The organism is Streptomyces sp. NBC_01171 (assembly GCF_045039805.1).
In the GTDB taxonomy this organism is placed as follows: Bacteria; Actinomycetota; Actinomycetes; order Streptomycetales; family Streptomycetaceae; genus Streptomyces.
In genome coordinates, this window is record NZ_CP108609.1 from 175,142 (window position 1) to 196,670 (window position 21,529).

Annotated in this window: 23 protein-coding genes; 18 read left to right on the forward strand and 5 right to left on the reverse strand. The window is 72.3% G+C overall.

The genetic code is table 11. From position 1 onward, the window contains the following. Nucleotides 1–25 precede the first annotated feature (25 nt). Nucleotides 26–673 (reverse strand): fasciclin domain-containing protein, encoded by a 648-nt coding sequence (locus OG448_RS00835; RefSeq protein ID WP_405550657.1) that lies wholly within the window; start codon nucleotides 671–673, stop codon nucleotides 26–28. 468 nt (nucleotides 674–1,141) lie between these two features. Here OG448_RS00835 and OG448_RS00840 point away from each other — a divergent pair, with 468 nt between their 5' ends. The 7 genes from OG448_RS00840 (at nucleotide 1,142) to OG448_RS00870 (ending at nucleotide 7,825) form a co-directional block, all read left to right on the forward strand. Then, nucleotides 1,142–1,384 (forward strand): hypothetical protein, encoded by a 243-nt coding sequence (locus tag OG448_RS00840; RefSeq protein ID WP_030813435.1) that lies wholly within the window; start codon nucleotides 1,142–1,144, stop codon nucleotides 1,382–1,384. A 60-nt stretch (nucleotides 1,385–1,444) separates the two neighbouring features. Then, a complete protein-coding gene (locus tag OG448_RS00845; RefSeq protein WP_405550659.1) occupies nucleotides 1,445–1,669 on the forward strand; it encodes a hypothetical protein in 225 nt (74 codons plus the stop codon). Between the two features lie 151 nt (nucleotides 1,670–1,820). Continuing rightward, the gene (locus OG448_RS00850; RefSeq protein WP_405550662.1) at nucleotides 1,821–2,681 is read left to right on the forward strand and encodes a Rieske 2Fe-2S domain-containing protein; all 861 of its coding nucleotides are present in this window, start codon (nucleotides 1,821–1,823) and stop codon (nucleotides 2,679–2,681) included. Between the two features lie 37 nt (nucleotides 2,682–2,718). Continuing rightward, the gene (locus OG448_RS00855) at nucleotides 2,719–3,261 is read left to right on the forward strand and encodes a DUF488 family protein (RefSeq protein ID WP_405550664.1); all 543 of its coding nucleotides are present in this window, start codon (nucleotides 2,719–2,721) and stop codon (nucleotides 3,259–3,261) included. Beyond that, on the forward strand, nucleotides 3,258–4,079 hold the full coding sequence (locus OG448_RS00860) for a ribonuclease BN (RefSeq protein WP_405550665.1): 822 nt from the start codon (nucleotides 3,258–3,260) through the stop codon (nucleotides 4,077–4,079). Before OG448_RS00855 ends, OG448_RS00860 begins: the two co-directional genes overlap by 4 nt. Before the next feature lie 111 nt (nucleotides 4,080–4,190). Beyond that, nucleotides 4,191–6,263 (forward strand): SpoIIE family protein phosphatase, encoded by a 2,073-nt coding sequence (locus OG448_RS00865; protein ID WP_405550667.1) that lies wholly within the window; start codon nucleotides 4,191–4,193, stop codon nucleotides 6,261–6,263. Between the two features lie 83 nt (nucleotides 6,264–6,346). Then, a complete protein-coding gene (locus tag OG448_RS00870) occupies nucleotides 6,347–7,825 on the forward strand; it encodes a glutamate-cysteine ligase family protein (RefSeq protein ID WP_405550668.1) in 1,479 nt (492 codons plus the stop codon). 14 nt (nucleotides 7,826–7,839) lie between these two features. On the opposite strand, the gene OG448_RS00875 is transcribed toward OG448_RS00870, so the two are convergent. Then, nucleotides 7,840–8,616 (reverse strand): beta-glucanase, encoded by a 777-nt coding sequence (locus OG448_RS00875; RefSeq protein WP_405550671.1) that lies wholly within the window; start codon nucleotides 8,614–8,616, stop codon nucleotides 7,840–7,842. A gap of 197 nt (nucleotides 8,617–8,813) precedes the next feature. Between OG448_RS00875 and OG448_RS00880 the strand changes: the two genes are divergently transcribed. Continuing rightward, on the forward strand, nucleotides 8,814–9,683 hold the full coding sequence (locus tag OG448_RS00880; protein ID WP_405550672.1) for a DMT family transporter: 870 nt from the start codon (nucleotides 8,814–8,816) through the stop codon (nucleotides 9,681–9,683). A 75-nt stretch (nucleotides 9,684–9,758) separates the two neighbouring features. Here the strand turns inward: OG448_RS00880 and snpA (OG448_RS00885) are convergent, their stop codons facing one another. Both snpA (OG448_RS00885) and snpA (OG448_RS00890) read right to left on the reverse strand, forming a co-directional pair. Further along, complete coding sequence (gene snpA / locus OG448_RS00885) at nucleotides 9,759–10,430, reverse strand: snapalysin (protein WP_405550674.1); 672 nt, start codon at nucleotides 10,428–10,430, stop codon at nucleotides 9,759–9,761. 233 nt (nucleotides 10,431–10,663) lie between these two features. After that, a complete protein-coding gene (gene snpA / locus OG448_RS00890; RefSeq protein WP_405550675.1) occupies nucleotides 10,664–11,332 on the reverse strand; it encodes a snapalysin in 669 nt (222 codons plus the stop codon). Nucleotides 11,333–11,540: 208 nt separating this feature from the next. Here snpA (OG448_RS00890) and OG448_RS00895 point away from each other — a divergent pair, with 208 nt between their 5' ends. Further along, on the forward strand, nucleotides 11,541–12,569 hold the full coding sequence (locus tag OG448_RS00895; protein ID WP_405550676.1) for a LysR substrate-binding domain-containing protein: 1,029 nt from the start codon (nucleotides 11,541–11,543) through the stop codon (nucleotides 12,567–12,569). On the opposite strand, the gene OG448_RS00900 is transcribed toward OG448_RS00895, so the two are convergent. Then, nucleotides 12,536–14,095, reverse strand: coding sequence for a tetratricopeptide repeat protein (locus OG448_RS00900; protein ID WP_405550679.1), 1,560 nt, complete (start codon nucleotides 14,093–14,095; stop codon nucleotides 12,536–12,538). The genes OG448_RS00895 and OG448_RS00900 overlap by 34 nt on opposite strands. A 163-nt stretch (nucleotides 14,096–14,258) precedes the next feature. On the opposite strand from OG448_RS00900, the gene OG448_RS00905 reads away from it, so the two are divergent. The 9 genes from OG448_RS00905 to hypA all read left to right on the forward strand — a co-directional run bounded on the left by OG448_RS00905 (nucleotide 14,259) and on the right by hypA (nucleotide 21,498). Continuing rightward, complete coding sequence (locus OG448_RS00905) at nucleotides 14,259–14,915, forward strand: DedA family protein (RefSeq protein WP_405550680.1); 657 nt, start codon at nucleotides 14,259–14,261, stop codon at nucleotides 14,913–14,915. A gap of 128 nt (nucleotides 14,916–15,043) precedes the next feature. After that, on the forward strand, nucleotides 15,044–16,504 hold the full coding sequence (locus OG448_RS00910; RefSeq protein WP_405550683.1) for a hypothetical protein: 1,461 nt from the start codon (nucleotides 15,044–15,046) through the stop codon (nucleotides 16,502–16,504). 85 nt (nucleotides 16,505–16,589) lie between these two features. Continuing rightward, entirely contained in the window at nucleotides 16,590–17,681 is a 1,092-nt protein-coding gene (locus OG448_RS00915) for a hydrogenase expression protein HypE (protein ID WP_405550685.1), read from the forward strand. Nucleotides 17,682–17,748: 67 nt separating this feature from the next. Next, the gene (locus OG448_RS00920) at nucleotides 17,749–19,542 is read left to right on the forward strand and encodes a nickel-dependent hydrogenase large subunit (protein ID WP_405550688.1); all 1,794 of its coding nucleotides are present in this window, start codon (nucleotides 17,749–17,751) and stop codon (nucleotides 19,540–19,542) included. Then, on the forward strand, nucleotides 19,535–20,107 hold the full coding sequence (locus OG448_RS00925) for a NifU family protein (protein WP_405550689.1): 573 nt from the start codon (nucleotides 19,535–19,537) through the stop codon (nucleotides 20,105–20,107). The genes OG448_RS00920 and OG448_RS00925 overlap by 8 nt, the downstream gene beginning before the upstream one ends. Further along, nucleotides 20,104–20,694, forward strand: a complete 591-nt coding sequence (locus OG448_RS00930) for a DUF5947 family protein (protein WP_391296566.1) — start codon at nucleotides 20,104–20,106, stop codon at nucleotides 20,692–20,694. Before OG448_RS00925 ends, OG448_RS00930 begins: the two co-directional genes overlap by 4 nt. A 20-nt stretch (nucleotides 20,695–20,714) precedes the next feature. Continuing rightward, nucleotides 20,715–20,921, forward strand: a complete 207-nt coding sequence (locus OG448_RS00935; RefSeq protein WP_405550692.1) for a hypothetical protein — start codon at nucleotides 20,715–20,717, stop codon at nucleotides 20,919–20,921. Between the two features lie 21 nt (nucleotides 20,922–20,942). Next, a complete protein-coding gene (locus OG448_RS00940; RefSeq protein WP_405550694.1) occupies nucleotides 20,943–21,143 on the forward strand; it encodes a hypothetical protein in 201 nt (66 codons plus the stop codon). A gap of 7 nt (nucleotides 21,144–21,150) precedes the next feature. Further along, nucleotides 21,151–21,498, forward strand: a complete 348-nt coding sequence (hypA, locus tag OG448_RS00945; protein ID WP_030813376.1) for a hydrogenase maturation nickel metallochaperone HypA — start codon at nucleotides 21,151–21,153, stop codon at nucleotides 21,496–21,498. Nucleotides 21,499–21,529: the final 31 nt, after the last annotated feature.

A 21,529-nucleotide genomic window follows, 5' to 3' on the forward strand; every position in this document is an offset into this window, starting at 1 on the left:
AGCGGGCGGGCGCTGCGGGATGGGGTCAGCTCTTCGGCATCAGGACGGTGTCGACGATGTAGACGTCGGCGTTGGCGGTCTTGACGTTGCCGCAGACGACCTTGGCGGAGTCGTTGACGGTGTAGGACTCGCCGGAGCCGGAGGTCATCAGCTTCGACTTCTCCAGGGTGTCGAAGGAGCCGTTCTCCAGGTCCTTCGGCGCGAGCTTCTTGCCGACGACGTGGTAGGTGAGGATCTTGGTGAGCTGGGCCTTGTCGGCGAGGACCTTGTCCAGGGTGGCCTTCGGGATCTTGTCGAAGGCGTCGTTGGTGGGCGCGAACACCGTGATGTTCTGGGCGTTGTTCAGGGTGTCGACCAGACCGGCCTTCTTCACCGCGGTGACCAGCGTGGACAGCGCCGGGTTGTTGGACGCGGCGGTGGCGACCGGGTCCTTGGCCATGCCGTCGAAGGAACCCGCACCGTTCTTCGGCACCGAGGAGCAAGCCGGGCCGAACGGCTCGTCCATGCTGCTCATGCCCTCGCCGGCCTTGGGCGAGGAGGCGGCGGGCGCCGAGGAGTCGGACTTCCCGCTGTCCTTGGAGTCGCTGGAGGAGCAGGCGCTCAGCGCGAGCGGCAGCACGGCGGCGGCGGCAAGGGTGACGGCGGCACGGCGGGTGCGGGTGGCGGTCGTCATTTCTCTGTCATCTCCTGAGGGTGGTGCGCGGCGGGTACCGCGCTGCGGGTCATCGCGGTGAAAGGTGATCCGGGGTGGTGGGGAGGTCTCCGGCGCGGGGGGCGGCCCTTACGGCCAGGGTGCCGGTGGAGTCGGGGCGCGTCGTGGCAGCCGGCGCCCCGACCCCTCCGAAGAGTGGGCCCCCGGCGGCCCCTGCCGCCGGGTTCCGGTCCGCCGGCGCGGCTGAGCCCGCGAGCAGCCCGCGCGGCGCGCCCAGTGCGAAGCGCGCCGGGGCGTCCGGCGATCGGTGGTCCCACTCTTCATCCCTCACACGGGGAATCCGGACCTGCTGCGAAACCGGATTGGTCACTCCCCCGATCAGGTGAAACAAAGATCGAAACCAAGCCGCCGAGCCCCCGGCCCCGGATATGAGACCCCGCTCCGGAGGCCCGAGAGGCGCCCGTCGGCCGCCGCGCTTACGATCCCCACGTGGCAGACATTCCCGACAGCCTCATCGCCCTGGAACGGTCCGCCGAGGTGGAGCGCGCCAGACTGGCCGGTCTCACCGGGAGCGAGTACGAGGCCCAGCGGCGCCGCTGGCGCACGGCGTACGACGCCGTGTGCGCGGCCATCGCCGACCGGTCGGCCGAGACCGGCGAGGACCGCGGCGCGCTGGAGCGGTCGGTCCAGGAGGCGGTGCGGCACACGGACGAGGACCCCGCGGTCGAGTAACGCCGCCGTCCTGGAGCACTCCGGCATGCGGCGGCCGCGGTCCTGGGCCACGCTCGGGACATGACCCCGGACATCCCCGTCGTGATCTACCCGCCCGCCCCGGACGGCGGCAGGCGGGTGCGCATCGGGGACCAATTCGTCGGCATGGCCTACACCGTGCTGGACGTCGTGGAGTTCCTGCGCCGGGCCGGGCCCGAGGACCTGGCCACGGTGGAGGATTCGGACGTCGTGAGCGCCGGGTGGGTCGAGTGGCGAGGCGCGGGCCCAGGGGAGTGGCCCCGCTGAACCCGGGAACCCGGCCATCGACGGCGGTGAACTGCCGTACCGGCGGCCCGGGATGCTCGGGCGCAGACAGCCTGGCCCAGATCAGAGCGCGAGCCGGAGCACCCTCGGGACACCGGCCCGTCAGGTCCGAACGCTATGAGGAGCGAGTGTCATGCCCAAGCAGATCGAGCACGTCATCCAGGACATCGAGGGCCGCAGCGCGCTCGACGCCCTCACCGGTCCGGTCGCCGAGCTGGTGAACAAGGTGACGCAGCCGACCGCCGTCAAGAACGCGCTCTCCGGTACCTGGCTGGGCCACGCGCTGCACCCGGTGCTCACCGACGTGCCCATCGGTGCCTGGGGCATGGCCACGGTGCTGGACCTGACGGCGGGCGAGCGCGGCGCCCGGGCGGCCCGCAAACTGGTCGGCTTCGGCCTGCTCGCCGTGGTGCCGACCGCCGCGAGCGGCGCGTCCGACTGGGCCGACACCATCGGCGGGCCCCAGCGGGTCGGCCTGGTCCACGGGATGCTCAACAGCGCGGCGACCGTGCTCCAGGCCGCCTCCTGGGTGGCCCGGCTGACCGGCCGTCGGCGCGCCGGTGTCGTGCTGAGCGGGGTGGGCCTCGGCCTGACCGGCGCCTCGGCCTACCTGGGCGGCCACCTGTCGTACGTGAACGGCGTCGGCGTCAACCACACGGCGTTCGAGGAGCCCACCGGCAAGTGGACGGACGTGGCGGCGCTGACCGCGCTGGAGGAGGACAAGCCGCTGCGGGTCGACGCGGGCGGTGTACCAGTCGTGCTGGTGCGGCACGGCGCCACGGTGAACGCCCTCTCGGCCACCTGCACGCACGCCGGCGGCCCGCTGGACGAGGGCAAGGTCGACGCGGACGGCTGCCTCCACTGCCCCTGGCACGGCAGCGCGTTCCGGCTCGCCGACGGCGAGGTGACACGAGGTCCGGCGACGGTGCCGCAGCCCGACTGGGACGTGAAGATCTCCCAGGAGCGGGTGCTGGTGCGGGCCGCGAACGCCTGAACGGCGGCACGGGCGGGCCGGGTGAGGCGGCACCGGGATGACGAACCGTATCCGCACGGTGGGGCACTCCACGCGTGACTTCGACGAGCTGGTGACGATGCTGCGGAACAACGGCGTCACCCATCTGGTCGATGTGCGCTCGTTCCCCTCCTCGCGGAAGTTCCCGCAGTGGAACCGGTCGGCCATCGAGGAGGCGCTGCCGCCCGACATCGAGTACCGCTGGATTCCACAACTGGGCGGGCGGCGGCACACGCCCAAGGGCGTGCCGAGTCCCAACGGCGCCTGGCGGGTCAAGGCGTTCCGCGACTACGCCGACCACATGGCCACGGACGAGTTCCGGGAGGGTCTGGACGAACTCCTGGAACTGGCCGAGCACGGCCGGCCGGCCATCATGTGCAGCGAGGCGGTGCCCTGGCGCTGCCACCGCAGGCTCATCACGGACGCGCTGCTGGCGGCGGGCGCGGACGTGGACCACATCATGTCGGAGACGAGCACGAGACCGGCCTCGCTGAACGAGAACGCGCACGTCGAGGACGGCCGCCTCACCTACCCGCCGGCGCCCTCCGAGGGGAAACCGTGAGCCGGCGGCACGGCCTGCACCGTGCCTGGGAGTGGCTCGCCCTGCACATCCTGATCCGGCGCGGCCGGGAGCTGGAACTGCTGCACCGGGCCATGGGGTTCGCCACCCTCGCGCTGGTGACCCTGGCCCCACTGCTGATCGTGGTCGCCGCCGCCGACCCGCTGGTGCGCGGTGGTTTCCCGTCCTGGCTGTCGGACGGCATGGGGCTCTCGGGCCGCTCCGCGAGGGTGCTCAACGAGGTGTTCAGCCCGCCGCGCGAGGTCATCGGCACCACCAGCGCGTGGAGCATCCTGATGCTCGCGGTGTTCGGGGTGTCCTTCGGCGGCAGCGTGCAGAACGCCTTCGAGCGCATCTGGGGGCTGCCCGCCGGGCGCTGGCACCGGGTGTGGCGACAGGCGACCTGGCTGCTGGTACTGATGGCGTACCTGTACCAGGAGGTGCAGACGGGGACCACGATGCACGGGTTCTCCCGGATCTTCCTCACCACGCTGACCACGGTCCTCTTCTTCTGGTGGGGGCCGTGGTTCCTGCTGGGCGGCCAGGTCCGCTGGCGTGAGCTGCTGCCTGGCGCCATCGCCAGCCTGCTCGGGCTGGTGGGGCTGCGCGCCTTCTCCACCCTGGTGTTCACCCCCCTGATCGTGACCAACGCGCTGAGCTACGGGGCGGTCGGCACCGTGCTGGTGGTGTCGTCCTGGCTGATCGGCGTGGGGTTCGTCGTGTACGGGGGCGCCCTCTTCGGCCGCTGGTTCACCGAGCACCACTGGGTGCCGTCACACGGCGAGGACGGCGCGGACGACGGGCGCGAACAGGACGGCTGAGGGGGCGGACGGGCGCTGCGGTGGGCGGGAGCGGGCGGCGGGGGCAGCATGGAGGGGTACCGGTCCCGAGCTGTCGGGCGACGCCCGTACCGGTTGGGTGGAGGTGGCGGGATGGCAGTGGACTCCTTCCAGTCGGACGAGGAGCACGACGCCGGGGACCCCCGGCCGACGGGGCTGCTGGACCTGCTGAGCGTGGCCGCGGTGGTCCTGGACACCCGTGGGCGCATCGTCTTCTGGACCCCGCAGGCGGAGGATTTGTTCGGCTACACCGCCGAGGAGGCGCTCGGCTCCGAGGCGGGCCGGCTGCTGGTCTCGCCGGGCCGGATGAGGTCGGCGGTGCGGCTGTTCACCGAGGTGCTGGCCACCGGCCAGGGCTGGGCGGGCGCCTTCCCCGTGCTGCGCAAGGACGGCTCCAGCCGGCTGACCGAGTTCCGCACCATGCGGCTGCTCGACGACGAGGGTGAGGTGTACGCGCTGGGCATCGCCGCCGACCGGGCCCTGCTCCAGCGGGTGGAGACCGACCTCGCGCTGTGCGAGCGGCTGATCTACCAGTCCCCCATCGGGCTCGCCCTGCTCGACCCGGACCTCAAGTTTCTGCTGGTCAATCCGGCACTGGAGCGGATCGACGGCACGCCGGCCGCCGACCACGTGGGCCGGAGCCTGCGCGAGACGCTGCCGCTCACGGACATGGACACCGTGGAGTCGGCGCTGCTCCAGGTCCTCACCACCGGCGCCCCGCTGCTGGACCAGTACCACGTGGGGCGGCCACGCAACGATCCCGGACAGCAGCACGCCTGGTCGCTGTCGTTCTACCGGCTGGAGGACGCGAGCGGCCGGGTGCTGGGGGCGGCCGTCTCCGTCGTGGACGTCACCGAGCGGCACCAGGCGGCCGGGGAGGCGGACCGGGCGCGCAGACGGCTGGCGGTCATCGCGGACGCCTCGGCGCGGATCGGCACCACCCTGGAGGTGGACCGCACCGCCCGCGAGCTGGCCGAGGTGGCGGCGCCGGTGCTGGCGGACGTGGTCGCGGTGGATGTCCTGGACTCGGCGCTGGCCTGCCGCCGGATGAGCAGCCCGGACCACGGCCCCGAGCTGTTCCGGGCGCTCGCGTTGAAGGCGGCCCACCCGACCGTGGCGACCCGCGCCGCCGACCCGCCGGGCGACCTGGCCGCCTACGACGGGGACCGGCTGGTCACCCTGTGCGTGCACACCGGGCGCCCGGTGCTGATCCCGCATGTGCAGGCCGCCGACCTGCCGCGGATCGCCCGGGACGCGGACGGCGAGGCGCTGCTCGCGGCGGCGGGCGTGCACTCGTACCTGGCGGTGCCGCTGATCGCGCACGGTGAGGTGCTGGGCGCCCTGGACCTGAAGCGGACTCACAATCCGCTGCCGTTCGACGAGGACGACGTGGTGCTGGCGGCTGAGATCGCGGGCCGGGCCGGGGTGGCGATCGACAACGCGCGCTGGTTCCAGAGCGTGCGCAACACCGCGCTCACCCTCCAGCGCAGCCTGCTGCCCGACCACTCCCCCCGCCACACCGGACTGGAGGTGGCCTCCCGGTACGAGCCGGCGCAGGCCACCAGCGAGGTGGGCGGCGACTGGTACGACGTGATCCCGCTGGGCGACGACCGGACCGCCCTGGTGGTCGGCGACGTGATGGGCAACGGCATCGACGCGGCCGCCACCATGGGCCGGCTGCGCACCGCGACCTGCGCCTACGCCGACCTGGATCTGGCCCCGGAGGCGGTGCTGCGCCACCTGGACAAGATCACCTGCGATCTGGAGCACTACATCGTCACCTGCCTGTACGCGGTGTACGACCCCGCCACCAACCGGTGCACCGTCGCCAACGCGGGGCATCTGCCGCCCGCCCTGGCCAGACCCGGCCGGACACCGAAGTTCCTCAACCTGCCGACCGCCGCGCCGCTCGGGGTGGGCGGGGTGCCGTTCGAGGCGGCCACCGTCACGATGGAGCCCGGCGATCTGCTGGTGCTGTACACGGACGGGTTGGTGGAGACCCGGCAGCACGCCATCGACGACCGGCTGGAGACGCTGCTGTCCCTGCTGGGCGAGCCCGGCCCCTCGCTGGAGGAGGTCTGCGACCGGCTGGTGCACGGCCTGCGCCACCCCGACGACCACGACGACGTGGCCCTGCTGCTCGCACGGGTGGTGGAGCACCTGTAGCAGCGGACCGTCGCGTGGTGGGGTGCGGTGGGTGGTGCGAGGCTGGGTGCACAGGTGTTGGAGGAGGGAATCCAGGAGGGCCGATGGGACGGGACGTCCCGGCGCTCGTCTTCACCCGCGAGGACCGCCGCCGGTACCGCTTCAAGATGCAGGAGTGCCTCGACGCGTTCGCCCAGATGCTGCGCGAGTCGCGGTTCGACAGCGACCGGCCGCAGGTCGGGCTGGAGATCGAACTGAACCTCGTGGACGGCGACGCCGAGCCCGCGATGCGCAACAGCGATGTGCTGGAGGCCATCGCGGACCCCTCCTGGTCGACCGAGCTGGGCCGGTTCAACCTGGAGATCAACGTGCCGCCGCGCCGGCTGACGGCGGGCGGACCGGACGCCTGGGAGGGCGAGATCCGGGCGGCGCTCAACCACGCCGAGGACCGGGCCCGTACGGTCGGGGCGCGGCTGGTGACGGTCGGCATCCTGCCCACGCTGCGCCAGGCGGACATCGGTATGGCCGCGCTGTCGGAGAACCCGCGCTACCGGCTGCTCAACGACCAGGTGTTCGCGGCCCGGGGCGAGGACCTGCGCATCGAGGTGGACGGCGTGGACCGGCTGCGCACCTACGCGGACACGATCACCCCGGAGGCCGCCTGTACCAGCACCCAGTTCCATCTCCAGGTCTCCCCGGAGGACTTCGCGGGCTACTGGAACGCGGCGCAGGCCATCGCGGGGGTGCAGGTGGCACTCGCGGCGAACTCGCCGTTCCTGTTCGGCAAGGAGCTGTGGCACGAGACCCGTATCCCGCTGTTCGAGCAGGCGACGGACACCCGGCCCGAGGAGATCAAGGTGCAGGGGGTGCGGCCCAGGGTGTGGTTCGGGGAGCGGTGGATCACCAGCGTCTTCGACCTGTTCGAGGAGAACCTGCGCTACTTCCCGGCCCTGCTGCCGCTGTGCGACGAGGAGGACCCGGCGGAGACGCTGGACCGGGGCGACATCCCGGAGCTGGCCGAGCTGACCCTGCACAATGGCACGATCTACCGCTGGAACCGCCCGGTGTACGCGGTCGCGGCCGGCCGGCCGCACGTCCGGGTGGAGAACCGGGTGCTGCCGGCGGGCCCGACGGTCGCGGACACCCTCGCCAACGGTGCCTTCTACTACGGCCTGACGCGGGCCCTGGTGGAGGAGGACCGGCCGGTGTGGTCGCGGATGTCCTTCTCGGCGGCGGAGGAGAACCTGCACACGGCGGCACGGCACGGCATCGAGGCGCTGCTGTACTGGCCCGGCATGGGCGAGGTGCCGGTGCCGGAACTGGTGCTGCGGCGGCTGCTGCCGCTTGCGCACCGGGGTCTGGAGCTGTCCGGCATGGACGCGGCGTGGCGGGAGCCGCTGCTCGGCATCATCGAGCAGCGGTGCGTCACGGCCCGCAACGGCGCGGTGTGGCAGAAGGAGACGGTGCACAAGCTGGAGGAGACCACGCACGCAGGCCGGCACGAGGCGCTGCGCCGGATGACGGAGCTGTACATCGACTACATGCACCTCAACGCCCCGGTCCACACCTGGCCGGTGGACTGAGCGGGGACGGTACCTCAGGTCCCGGCTTTCCGCTCGTCGGCTCCCTGCTCCTCGGCGGTGACGTTCTGGGGCTGGGCGGCGAGAGAGGAGTTCGGGCGGCGCACGACGAGTCTGCTCACCGTGTACGACATCTCCGACGTCTCGCGGCGGGGCGGCGGATGGTAGCGCCCGCCGCACACGGACAGGTTGACGATGAGGTACGCGTGCCAGTGGCGTCCGGTGCCGCGCCGGTCGGCGAAGACACGTCTGCCGTTGACCCACCAGACCACCGAGCGGGCGCCGAACTCGGTGCGCAGGTCGACCCAGGCGCCGGGGCTGATCATGTCGTCGCGGAAGTAGCGGTTGCTGCCGCGCACGTGGTTGGTGAACTCGAGCAGGTCGGAGTTGTCCGGGTGGTACTCGAAGACGTCGACCTCCTGGCCGCCGTCCCGCCAGGTCCAGATGGCGGGCCAGGCGCCGATCTCGCGGGGCAGCCGGAGGCGGGCTTCGAGGACGTCGCCGGTGCGGACCTCGAAGCCGTCCGGGCTCCCCTCGGTGGTGAGCAGTCCGGTGTTCCACCGGCCGTCCGGTCTGCGTCTGGCCCGGAAGACGCCCGAGCGGCTGTAGGCGGGGTCGGCCACCAGGTGGTCGAGTTTGTCGTCGCCCGGATTGACCGGGCCACCGTCGGGATAGGCCCAGGACCGGCCCGCCACCCACTGCCGATCGGACGTGAAGTCGGCGGTGAACACCACGTCGGGAGCGGCGGCGGGCCGCGGACCGGGGAGGGGGCTGCCCGGATTCGGTTCGTGCATGCCCGTTTTCTCTCCGTCCAGCGACGCGCCATGCGCCCAGACCCGGACATCAGCACAGAAAGAACCCGAACGAGTGAATACGGGCCGGGGCTTCGGCCAGAGCCTCGCGCGGACGGGTGTGCCGGGCGCGGCCCAGCGGCGCGCGGGGCAGGGCTTTCGTAGGCTTTTCATGGGCTTTACGCAGGCGGGAGACATCAGTGATCGAACTGGCCGCGGCCTTCGCCGTCGCGGGTGCCGCGAGCAACGCCATGGGTACGGCGTTCCAGCGCAAGGCGGCCTCCGCCAGCGAGCGCACCGGCGTGAAGCTGCTGGCGGAGCTGGTGCGCCGCCCGGCGTGGGTGCTGGGCATGGCCGGGGTGATCGGCGCCGCGGTGTTCCAGAGCCTGGCGCTGGTCAACGGGCCGCTGGCGCTGGTGCAGCCGCTGTTCATCCTGGAGCTGCCGTTCGCGCTGCTGATCGTCGGCCCGCTGCTGCACCGGCACCTCCCCCGTTACGGCTGGTGGGGGGTCGGCGGGGTGGTGGTGGGCCTGGCCGTGTTGCTGGCGGCGGCCGCCCCGCACGGGGCGCGTGACCAGGCGTCGCTGACCCGGTGGGTCCCGGCGCTGGTGCTGTGCGTGGGGGCGGTCGTGGTGGTCACGGTGCTGGCCCGGCACGAGCGCCCGGCGACCGGCCGCGCCGCCCTGCTGGCCTCGGGCTCCGCGATCGCCAACGCGCTGACGGCCGCTCTGCTGAAGTCCGCCACGGGCACGTTCGCCGACGAGGGGTTCCTCGCGTTCATCACGGCCTGGCAGACGTACGGGTTCGCGCTGACGGGTACGGCGGCCGTGCTGCTGCTGGAGAACGCGCTCCAGGCGGGTCCGCTGGCCGCCGCCCAGCCGGCGCTGACGATCGGGGACGCGGTGGTCAGCCTGGCCCTGGGTGTCTTCCTCTTCCACGAGCGCATCCGCACCGGCTGGTGGCTGGTGCCCGAGGCGCTGGGGGCGCTCTTCATCATCGGCGGTGTGCTGGTACTGAGCCGGGCGGTGCAGAACCTCATCGAGCGGCCGCCGCCCGGCTCGGACGACTGAGCCCTCGCGCGAGCGGAAAGCCCCGCGGGCCGTCGTCCACCCGGTGGACGACGGCCCGCGGTTGCAGGAGGACGCTCAGCGGTCCTGGTTCACCTTGGCCAGCGCCTTGGCGAGCCCGTTGGCCCAGAGCTGGTTGACGCGGGAGCGTTCGGTGGCGTTCGGGTAGCGGTTGGTGCAGGAGGTGCCGGGGCCGCCGCCGGACATCAGCTCGCTGCACGGGCCGCTGTAGTGGTCGGGCAGGCCCAGCACGTGGCCGGTCTCGTGCGCGGTGACCCGGATCGAGTCGTACTGCTGGTTCTGCGCGTAGTCGAGGAAGACGTAGCCCCGGCCGTGACCGTCGGTGGAGGCGTAGGAGCCGCGCGAGTCGTTGCCCTCGCGGTAGGAGAAGTTGCCGGTGCCGGTGGTCGAGGCGAGCTTGACGTTGGAGACCGAGCTGTTCCAGATGGACGTGGAGCTCGATATCTGCGAGCGGAAGCTCGGCGCCTGGCTGGCGTTGTAGTAGACGGTGACCGCCTTGAGGCTCGGGTTGTCGGCCCGCTGCTCGGCGACCGACTTCAGCACCGCGTCGAAGAACGCCTTGCTGTTCGCCGCCTCCTGGGCCGAGCCGGTGTACCCGGCGTGCGGGGCGGCGACGGGAGCGGGCTGGGCGGAGGCGGGGGTGGCGGCGCCGAGCGCGGCGGCGGCCACGCCGAGACCGAGGGCGAGGAGGGATCTGACGGTCTTGGCGGACGTACGGGACGACGTCATGTGGGGTCCTCGTTTCGTACGTGGGGAGGGCCGTCCGTATGGGGGTGAACGGCCGGTTGCCCCTGAGTCTCGGGCAGGTCAACGGCGTCCGGATGATGGCAAGTTGGGATAGCAGCGCGCTATCAGCGGGCCGGCGCCGGCACGTGGCGCGAGCCCGGAACGCGACGGACCGCGGACCGTCGCGTGGGGGCGACGGACCGCGGTCCGGGGGTACGGCCGGGGGTGCCGAGGGGTCAGCGGGCCTGGTTCACCTTGGCCAGGGCCTTGGCGAAGCCGTTGGCCCAGAGCTGGTCGACCTGGGCGCGCTCGTTGGCGTCCGGGCTGGAGTTGGTGCAGGACGGGCCGGGGCCGCCGCCGGACATCAGCTCGCTGCACGGGCCCTCGTAGTGGTCCGGCAGGCCGAGCACGTGACCGGTCTCGTGCGTGACGACGCGGACCGAGTCGTACTCCTGGTTCTGGGCGTAGTCCAGGAAGACGTAGCCGCTGCCGTGGCCGTCGGTGGAGGCGTAGGAGCCGCGCGAGTCGTTGCCCTCGCGGTAGGAGAAGTCGCCGGTGCCGGAGGTGGCGGACAGCTTCACGTTGGAGACGGAGCTGTTCCAGATCGAGGCGGCGCTCGATATCTGGGAGCTGAAGGTCGGCGCGGCCGACGGGTTGTAGGTGATGGTGACCGACTGCAGGCCCGGGTTCTCGGCCCGCTTCTCGGCGACCGACTTCAGGACCGCGTCGAAGAAGGCCTTGTTGTTCGACGCCTCCTGGGCCGAGCCGGTGTATCCGGCGTGCGCGGCGACGGGGGCGGGCTGGGCGGACGCCGGGGCGGTGGCGCCGAACGTGGCCGCGGCCACGCCGAGGCCGAGGGCGACGATCATTCTGGTGGTCTTGGCGGGCATGCGGGAGGACGACATGTGGGGTGCTCCTCTTTTCGATGCGTGTGGGGGTGACCCGTCGTTCGAGTGGGGGTGAACGACCGGCTGCTTCCGAGTCTTGGATAGATCAACAGGACCCGGATAATGGCAAGTTGCGATAGCACCGGGCTATCACCGGCAACTCGTGGGGGTGCGCGGTGATTTATGCGTCTGGCGTGCGCATGCAAACCCGCCCTAGGCTCCGTTCATGGAGCTAGAGGTGAGGCACTTCCGGGTTCTGTGCGCCATCGCCGATGCGGGCAGCCTGCATCAGGCGGCGCGCGAACTCGGCCTGGCCCAGCCCTCCTTGAGCACCCAGCTGCGCCGGATCGAGAAGGCGCTGGGCGGCCCGCTCTTCACCCGCGGCCACACAGGCTGCCGCGCCACCCCGCTGGGCCGGCTGGTGCTGAGCCGCGCCCGGCCGCTGGTCGGGGAACTCGACGCCCTCGTCACCGAGGCGCGCGCGGCCGCCGCCCGCGCGTCGGCCGGGCCCCGGCTGCGGATCGGCGCCACCGCCAGCCGCGCCCTGCCGGGCTGGCTGCGCCGGCTGCGCTCCCGTGTCCCGGCGGCCGAGCCCTCGCTCCAGATGGACGCCTCCGCGAACGCGCTGCTGCGCCAGGTCGCCGAGGGCGCGCTGGAGCTGGCCTTCGTGCACGAGGTGGAGGGCAGCCCGCTGCGGGTCCCGCCGGGGTTGCGGGTACGGGTGCTGGTGGAGCGGGAGCCGCAGTTCGTCTCACTGGCGGCCGATCATCCGGCGGCGGCCCAGAGCGAGGTGCGGCTGACGGAGCTGGCCGAGGACCGGTGGATGGTCGACTCCACGGTGGACGGCGAGTGGGACGCGATCTGCCGGGTGCTGCGCGAGGCCGGGATCGAGCCGGACCTGCTGCACGGCGACTACCTCACCGCCTACTCACTGGCCGCCACCGGCGAGGTGGTCACCGTCAGCCAGCCCACCGCGCACCCCCGCTCCGACCTGGCCATCCGCCCCCTGCACGGCGACCCGATCGGGGTGCGGCTGCTGCTCGCGGCCCGCACCGAGACCGACCTCGACCGGGGCTTCGAGGAACTGGCCGACGCCTACTGGGAGGTGGCCCACCAGGCCCCCGCGTACCGGGACTGGCTGGAGCGCGGCGCCGAGCCGCGCCCCGCCGCGGTATGCGGCACCGTCACCCGGACCGTACCGGGCCCGGACCCAAGACCCGGTCAGGTTCCGGACCCGAACGTCCGCGTCGTGTAGGCGCATTCGGTGTACACGTAGCCCGACCTGAGCCGCGCCGTGTCGGAGGCGGGCGCCCCGGCACCGGTGCCCTGGGGCTGGTGCACGAAGTATGTGGTACCGGTGGGGAGTTGGATTGTGCGCTGCGGGTAGTTCCGCCCGCTGTCGGAGCACGGCTTGAACCCCACCGTGATGGTCGCGGCCAGGGAGTACGCCGTGCAGCCGCCGCACGCCTTGAGGGTGAAGCTGCCGGTGACCGGGCCGGTGTAGAGGACGGTGATGTCGTGGGGGCTGTCGTTCTTCACCGTCACGGAGATGCTGCCGCCGGAGGCCGTGGTGGGCAGCTTCTTCCCGGCGGCCGGGAGGGTCTGGGCGACCTCGGCGGCTATGGCGATCTTCTTGGCCCGGTCCCGTTTCCCACCGCTCCTGCTGTCGGAGACATAGCTCTGCATGCTCTTCCGCGCCCCCGCGAAGTCGCCGTCCCTGTACTGGTCCACCCCGCACTCGTAGGCACCGGCGTCCCCGCCCCGCCCGGCGCGGGCGGCGGCCGCCGTGAGGTCGGTGGCGGCGTCCCCGGCCGAGGCGGCGAGGTCGGTGAGCCGGGTGTCCAGGGTGTGCAGCCGGTCCACGGCGGTGCAGGGCGCCTTCCCGCCGATCCCCTGCTGCGCGGTCCGGACGGCCGAGTCGACGGCCGGCACCACCTTGGCGGCGGCCGGTGAGCCGGGGAAGTCCGCGAGCAGTTCGCGGAACCGCTCGGTCCACGCCTCCCCGCCGTCGCCGAGGTCGGCCTTGCCGCACTCGTAGAGCGAGGTGGCCAGCCGGTCGTCGGGCCAGCGGGTGAGCCGGCCGAGCCGGTCGGCGGGCATGGTGCGCGGCACCGTACGGAGGAACTGGAGGGGTTCGACGGCCACGCAGTACTCCCCTCGGCCGTACGCGGCGCCGACGCTGGAGTAGTAGGCGCGCATCCGGGCGGGGACGCGGTCGGCGGCGCGGGAGCCGGGGTGGTCCACCGCGAGGTCGCGGTAGACGGCGAGCGCCGAGCGGTAGTCGGCGCGGGACGCGGCGAAGGTGTGCCGTCCGGCCGCCGCCACCAGGTCGTCGGCCTTCTCCAGCCTGCCGAGCAGCGCCTGCTGTTCGGCCTCCGCGCGGGCACCGTCGTACCAGAGCGCGCCGCCGGCCGGTACGGCGAGCAGCACCAGGCCGAGCAGCAGGGCGACGGGCGCGCGGAGGGACAGCGGCGTGCGCAGTCCCAGGCGGGCGCCGTGGGCGGCGGCGAGCAGCAGGACGACGAGGTAGCCGGCCACCACCCCGGTGGGAAGGCCGTCGGCATCGGCGGGCAGGGCGACGAAGAGGAGGACGGCGGTGGCCGCCAGGCACAGGACCAGCGGGCCCCATCTTCGGAGCAGGACGTAGCCGAGGCCGAGTCCGCTCAGGTTGAGCAGGGCCACGGCGGCCGCGCGCAACGCGTTCGGCGGCGCGGGTGGTGGCCCGGACGGCATCGGTGGAACGGTGAACCCCTGGTACGGACCGTACGGCGCTTCCGGCATGTCGGCTCCCCCTGTCAACCGCCCCGCGCTCCCCACGAGTCTACGGCGGGTGTCCGGTGCACGACAGAGGGTGTGCACGCGGACCATGCGCGGGCGCCTGAGCCCGGTTCACGTGAGACTGGATGCCGGACGACCGATCGGCGGGCCGGGAGGCGATGGGCGGGTGAACGCCGTCAACCCCACGGACAGCGCTTCCCTGCTGGCCGCCTTCGGCGCCCTGGGTGTGCTGGCGGTGACCTTCGCCGAGTCCGGGCTGCTGGTCGTCGGCTTCTTCCTGCCGGGCGACACCCTGCTCTTCCCGGCCGGGGTGCTCTGCGCGGTCCAGCACGGCGGGCAGCCGCCCCGGCTGGTGCTGTGGCAGGTGATGCTGTGCGCGGCGGTGGGTTCGGTGGCGGGCGCTCAAGTGGGTTTCCTCATCGGCCGGCACGGCGGCCGGGCTCTGCTCACCCGCACCTCCAGCCACCGGGTCAAGGAGGGCGTGGCGCGGGCGGAACGCCTGCTGGCCCGGTACGGATACCGCAAGGCGCTGGTGATCGGCCGGTTCGTGCCGATGCTGCGCTCCGTGCTGCATCCGGCCGCCGGGGCGCTCGGGGTGCCGACGCGCGTCTTCACCGTCTGGCAGACGGTCGGCGGGGTGCTGTGGTCCCAGAGCCTGGTCCTGGCGGGGTGGCTGCTGGGCGCGTCTGTCGACCACGTCGACGACTACCTCCTCCCGCTGATCGCGCTGGTCGTCGCGATCTCTCTGCTGCCGCTGCTGGTGGAGGTGGTCCGCTCCCGGCGCGTCCGCGGCAAGCACGGCCACGGCGACACCGGCGACTGAACGGCCCTCGCGCGTCACCCGCCCGGCTCAACCGGGGTCCGCCTAAGGAGCGAGGCCGCGTGAGCGGTGTGACGGTGGTGGAGCACGGTGGAAGACATGGCCCCATGGACCGGTGGCGAGGAGGCGGCATGGCTGACACGGGAGGCGAGGGCGGCACCGCGTGTGCCGCCGCGCCCGGCCAGGACATCCCCGAGGGGCTGTCCGGCGATCCGTTCACCCAGGTGGGCGCGGTCGCGGATGCCGTGCTGTACGAGGGCTATCTGCTCTACCCCTACCGGCGTTCTTCGGCGAAGAACCGGGTCCGCTGGCAGTTCGGGGTGCTGCTCCCCCGTACCTGGGTGGAGGCGGACGGCCCGGTCGCCGAGGGCATCTCCGGTTCGGCGGACTCCTGGTACCAGCGCACCGAGTGCCTGGTACGGGCGGCTCCGGACGCGGTGCTGCGGGTGCGGGTGCGGTACCTCCAGCTCCAGCGCAAGCAGGTGGAGGCGCCGGGCGAGGACGGACAGTACCGGCCGGTCGAGTCGCTGCGCGGGGACGACGGCACGGCGCATCTGAGCTTCGACGAGGCGGTCCCGTACGAGGCCGACCTGGCGTGGCCGCTGGCGGAGCTGCTGCGCGGCCCGTGCACCGCCGAGGTCTCCGCGCCTCCGGCCGTCGGCACCGAGGAACTGGGCGCCGGGCGGGTGGTGCGCCGCCGCGAGCACGTACGGGCGCACACCACGGTCGCGGCCGAGAAGCTCGGGGACGGCCTCTACCGGCTGTGCGTCCGCACGGAGAACGCTTGCGAGGCGCCGGACGCCCGTGCCCCGCGCGCCGAGGCACTGCGGCAGGCGCTGCTCGCCGCGCACACCCTGCTGGGCGGTGAGGGGCTGGAGTTCGTGTCGCAGACCGACCCGCCGGCCGCGCTACGGGACCGGGCGCGCGGCTGCCGCAACGCCTTCACCTTCCCCGTACTCGGCGCACCGGCCGAAGAGAGCGCGGACGGCGCCACCGGGCCCGTACTGCTCTCCGCGCCGATCATCCTGCCGGACCATCCGCAGGTGGCGCCGGAGAGTCCGGGCGATCTGCACGACGCGGCGGAGATCGACGAGATCCTGACGCTGCGCACGATGCTGCTGACCGACGAGGAGAAGGCCGAGGCTCGGGCCACCGACCCGCGCGCCGCCCGCATCCTCGACCGGGTCGACACGATGCCGCCCGAGGTGTTCGCCAACCTGCACGGCGCGATCCGCTCGCTGGCCCCGGTGACGGAGGCCCCAGAGGCACGGCCCGCCTGGTGGCAGGAGGGCGGCGACGCCGGGCTCTCCCCGACGACGGACACCGTGGCTGTGGACGGCGTCCCGCTCGGCACCGGCAGCCGGGTGCGGCTGAACCCGCGACTGCGCGGCGCGGACGCCCAGGACATGTTCCTGGTCGGGCGCACCGCCGAGGTGGCCGGGGTCTTCCACGACGTGGACGGCAGCGTGCACCTGGCGGTGACCGTCGACGACGACCCGGCGGCCGAACTGCACGGCTGGTACGGCCGTTTCCACTACTTCCGGCCCGACGAACTCGAGCCCCTCGGGGGCGGCGCCGAACCGCGCCCCTGAGCCCCGCCGTACCCGAGCCCCGGACGCCCCCTGACGGCGACACCCACTCCCCAGCGGCCGACCGACCGCAGCGAAGGCAGGCGACATGACCACCGAGAGCCACACCACCGCGGCCCGTGAACGCATCCAGCGATCCGAGAAACACGAGGGGATAGACGAGATCACCATCCTCTGGATCTCGGAGGGGATGAGCTGCGACGGCGACACCGTCTCCCTGACGGCGGCCATGCAGCCCACCATCGAGGACGTGGTCCTCGGCCTGATCCCCGGCCTGCCCAAGGTCAACCTGGTCAACAAGGTGCTCTCGCCGACCCTGGGCGGCGAGGACTTCCTGGCCCCCTACCGGGCGGCGGCGCGCGGCGAGCTGGACACCCCGTTCATCCTGGTCATCGAAGGCTCGGTGCCCAACCAGGATGTCATCGAGGGCGACGGCTTCTGGACGTCGTTCGGCAACGACCTCGAGACCGGACAGCCGCTGACGCTGAACTGGTGGATCGATCAGCTCGCCCCGAAGGCGTGGGCGGTCGTCGCGGCCGGTACCTGCGCCACCTACGGCGGCATCCACGGCATGGCGGGGAACCCGACCGGCGCCATGGGCCTGGGCGACTACCTGGGCTGGGACTACAAGTCGACGGCCGGGCTGCCCATCGTCAACGTGCCCGGCTGTCCGATCCAGCCCGACAACTTCATGGAGACCCTGGTCTGGGTGCTCCAGCACGCCGCCGGTGACGCGCCGCCGCCCCCGCTGGACCACATGCTGCGGCCGCAGTGGCTGTTCGGCAAGACCGTCCACGAGGGCTGCGACCGGGGCTCGTACTACGAGCAGGGCGACTTCGGCCTCGACTACAACTCCCCCAAGTGCCTGGTCAAGACGGGCTGCTGGGGGCCGGTGGTCAACTGCAACGTGCCCAAGCGCGGGTGGATGGCCGGCATCGGCGGCTGCCCGAACGTCGGCGGCATCTGCATCGGGTGCACCATGCCCGGCTTCCCCGACGCGTTCATGCCCTTCATGGACGAGCCGCCCGGCGGCGCCCTGTCCTCCCTGGTCATCAAGCCCTACGGGGCCGTCGTGCGCCGGCTGCGCGGCGTGACCAACGACATGGTCAACCACGAGCCCAAGTGGCGGCGCAAGAAGACCAAGCTGACCACCGGTTACGACCCGTACTGGCGTCCCTGACGCGCCGCCGGCCGCAAGAGCCCGACACCCACCCGCACCACCCCGACAGCGAGGGGCAGTACCGCAGATGACGACCACCGAATCCCGGCCCACGGGGCGCAAACCCGCACAGCTCGTGGACATGTCCTGGGACCCGATCACCAGGATCATCGGCAACCTGGGCATCTACACGAAGATCGACTTCGCCAACCGTGAGGTCGCCGAGTGCCACAGCACCTCGTCGCTGTTCCGCGGCTACTCGGTGTTCATGAAGGGCAAGGACCCGCGCGACGCGGGCTTCATCACCTCGCGCATCTGCGGTATCTGCGGGGACAACCACACCACCTGCTCCAACTACGCCCAGCAGATGGCGTACGGGATCAAGCCGCCGCCGATGGCCGAGCACATCACCAACCTCGGCGAGGCGGCCGAGTACATGTTCGACCACACGCTCTTCCAGGACAACCTGGTGTTCGTGGACTTCTGCGAGGCCATGGTCAAGGCGACCAACCCGACGCTGCTGGCGCGCGCCGAGCGCACCGACGCCCCGCGCGGGGAGATCCACGGCTACCGGACCATCGCCGACATCATGAAGGCGTTCAACCCCTTCGAGGGCGAGGTCTACAAGGAGGCCCTGCGCATCAGCCGGGTCACCCGCGAGATGTTCTGCCTGATGGAGGGGCGGCACGTCCACCCCTCCACGCTGTATCCGGGCGGCGTCGGCACCATCCCGCAGCCGGGCCTCTTCACGGACTACCTGAGCCGGCTGATGCACATCATCGACTTCATCAAGAAGGCGGTGGCGATGAACGACGACGTCTTCGACTTCTTCTACGAGGCCCTGCCGGGCTACGAGGAGGTCGGACGCCGTCGCGTCCTGCTGGGCTGCTGGGGCGCCTGGCAGGACCCCGCCGTCGTGGACTACCGCTACGCCTCGATGAACGAGTGGGGCAAGGCGATGTACGTGACGCCGGGCGTCATCGTCGACGGCGAGCTGGTCACCAACAACCTGATCGACATCAACCTCAACATGCGCATCATGCTGGGGAGTTCGTTCTACGACGACTGGGTCAACGAGCAGCCGTTCGTCACCCACGACCCGCTGGGCAACCCGGTCGACATGCGGCACCCGTGGAACCAGACGACCGTCCCGGTGCCGCAGAAGCGCGAGTTCGACGGGAACTACAGCTGGGTCATGAGCCCGCGCTGGTACCACAAGGAGACGGACAAGCACCTCGCCCTGGACACCGGCGGCGGCCCGCTCGCCCGCCTGTGGTCCACGGCGCTGAGCGGTCTGGTCGACACCCGGTACGTCAAGGCGGCCAACGGCAAGGTGCGCATCCAGCTCCCCAAGGGCGAGTCGCTCCCGGAGACCACGCTGGAGTGGTCCATCCCGAAGTGGAGCAACACCATCGAACGCGACCGCGCGCGGCCGTACTTCGTCGCGTACGCGGCCGCGATGGCGCTCCAGTTCCTGGAGGAGTCCATGGAGCTGCTGCGGGCGGGCGAGACCAAGGTGTTCCAGGACTTCGAGGTCCCGGACGAGGCGATCGGCTGCGGCTTCCACGAGGCCGTGCGCGGGGTCCTCTCGCACCACCTGGTGATCAAGGACAAGAAGATCGCCAACTACCACCCGTACCCGCCGACCCCGTGGAACGCGAGCCCCCGCGACATCTACGGCACTCCCGGCCCGTACGAGGACGCCGTCCAGGGCCAGCCGATCTTCGAGGAGAACGGGCCGGACGACTTCAAGGGCGTCGACATCATGCGCACCGTGCGCAGCTTCGACCCCTGTCTGCCGTGCGGTGTCCACATGTACATGGGCAAGGGCAAGACGCTGGACGTCGTGCACTCCCCCACCTACGGCGCCAGCCATGGCTGACGGCGCCCGGCTCGCCGACCCGGCGGTCGAGGCCCGGCTCGCCCGGCTGGACGAGCTGCTGGAGCAACTGGAGTCCGGCGGCGGGCCGTTGTCCGCCGAGGCGCTGGAGTCGGTGGGCCTCTTGACCGAGGTGTACGGGGAGGCGCTGGCCCGGATGCTCGACGGCGCGGACGCCGCCCTGCTGGGCCGGGTGGCCGGTGACGAGCTGCTGGCGCATCTGCTGGTGCTGCACTCCCTGCACCCCGAGCCGCCGGAGCGGCGGGCCGAGCGCGCGGTGGAGCGGCTGCGGCCGGCCGTGCGCGAGCGCGGCGGCGACTTGGAGTGGCTGGGCGTCGAGGCCGAGGTGGCCCGGGTGCGGGTCGACTCCGGCGGCGGTGGCTGCGGGTCGGGGTGCGGCGGAGGTGGCGGGGACGTCACCGAGGTGGTGCGGGCGACCGTACTGGCCGCGGCTCCGGAGCTGCGGGCGGTGGAGGCGGTCACGGCCGAGCGGGCCAAGCCGCCCGCGTTCGTGCCGCTCGCCACGCTGACCACGCGCCGGGCGGAGCGTCCGCAGGAGACGCGGTGAGCGGGGCGCTGGCCCGGCTGATCCGCTCCGGTCCGGCTCTGGCCGGGGCCGGGCGGCCCGAGACGTGCGAGCTGTGTGCCGCGCCGGTGGCCGAGGAGCATCCGCACCTGTTCGAGACGGCGGCCGACGAGGTCCGCTGTGTCTGCGGTCCCTGCTCGGTGCTGTTCGCCGACCGGGCGGCGGGTGGGGGCCGGTACCTGCTCGTGCCGCGCCGCCGGGTGCGGCTCGCGCCGGTCGACACGGCCGCGCTGGGGGTGCCGGTGGGGCTGGTGTTCTTCGTGCCGCGCGCCGACGGCACGGTGACCGCGCAGGGACCGAGCCCGGCCGGGGCCATGCGGTGGGAGGTGGACGCGGACGCCTGGCACGGGCTGGCCGCCACGTGTCCGCAGCTCGCCTCCGTGGTACCCGACGTGGAGGCCCTGCTGATCAACACGGTACGCGGCCAGGAAGAGCACTGGATCGTACCCGTAGACGACTGCTTCCGGATGGTCGCCCTGGTCCGCGCGGAGTGGCAGGGGCTGTCCGGCGGCGGCCGGGTGTGGCCGGCCGTCGAACGGTTCTTCGCGGAGCTCACCGAGCGTTCGTGAAGCCCAGAGAGGAGACGATCATGGGCAGGATCAGAGTGGGCCGTCCCCAGGTGAAACCGGACACGCCGACACACGTGCCGGGCCTGCACGAGGGCAACCGGGGCCCCTACCAGGAGCAGGTCGGCCATCACGAGGACGGCACCGCCGACGCGCGCCGCTCCACGGGCATCCGCACCAAACGGCACGACGCCATCCTCGACGTCATGCCGAACATCTCGCCGGCCTGAGAAGGGCAGGAAGTGAGCGCCATGAAGATCGGAAAAGCCGCGAGAGTCGTCGCGGAGGCGGAGCGGACCGTGTGGACGGGGCGGCGGGTGCTCGTCGCCCAGGCCGCCGTGCTCGCCGGTCTGACGATGCTGCTGCTCATGAAGGAGGTCCCCGGCCTGATCCGGGAGATCAAGATCTACCGGATGACCGGCGGCCGGCGCGCGGCCCGCCGGTACCCGTGAGGCACCGGTGCACGAGCTGTCGATCGCTACCGCGATCGTGGAGCAGGCCGGGGAGATCGCCCGCGCGGACGGCGCCGGGGACGTCTCCTCGGTGACCGTGCGGGTCGGCGAGCTGGCGGGTGTGGTGCCGGACGCGCTGCACTTCGCCTTCGAGGTGGCCCGTGACGGCACCTCGCTCGCCTCGGCCCGGCTGGTGGTGGAGCAGGTGACGGCGGTGGCGTGGTGCGGCGGGTGCGCCGAGGAGTTCGCGGTGGGCATGCCCCCGTTCTTCTGGTGCCCGGCCTGTGATCAGCCGTCGCAGGATCTGCGCAGCGGGCGGGAGTTGGAGATCACCGCCGTGGAGGCGGTGCCCTGACCCCCGGACGCGCGAACCGGCCCCGTCCCTT